At 53.5% G+C, this 578-nt stretch carries 1 protein-coding gene; it reads right to left on the minus strand.

All coding sequences use genetic code 11. From position 1 onward, the window contains the following. Positions 1-578: SdrD B-like domain-containing protein (locus BGO59_RS34630; RefSeq protein ID WP_293691988.1), on the minus strand; the 578-nt coding region annotated here is incomplete at both ends.

Below are 578 nucleotides of genomic sequence, written 5' to 3' on the forward strand. Positions count from 1 at the left end.
GAATCATTTGTAGCCACCGAAGCCGTGACGGGCGTATTCTCAACCGTACTGACCGCATCATCACCCGGAACAGGTGGGCGCGACAGGAAACCAAAGTTTTGATCCGTAATCGCTACCGTAATCACGGTCACTGAAGAAATAATCGAGGGTGTTGTGTTGATGTACCCTTGTGGCGAAGTAGGCGCTACATCAGTCAGAGTATTGTTGTTATCTACCACCAGACAGTAATCCCCTGGAGCCACACCCGTAAAACTGTAAGCCCCTGTTGTTGGGTCGGCGGTCACCGCCTGAGTTGCCGTTGTGCCACAGGTCGAGCCGGAGCGAGGTACTAGCTTGACGAACATAGCCAGTCCAATGCCGTTCTCCCCACTGCCTTTAAGCCCGTTATTATTGGCATCGTTGAAAACATAGCCTGAAACTATCTGAGGAGGCCCTGCTGTGACGGTAATGCCCACCGTAGCGGTGGCACACAAAGGGGTGGGTGACGTCAGATCGCATACCTGATAGGTAAATGAATCCGGTCCCAGGTAGTTGGTGTTGGGCGTGTAGGTGTAGGTGCCGTCGGCGTTGAAGACCAC

Origin of the sequence: Spirosoma sp. 48-14 (assembly GCF_001898575.1) — a bacterium.
Classification (GTDB): domain Bacteria; phylum Bacteroidota; class Bacteroidia; order Cytophagales; family Spirosomataceae; genus Spirosoma.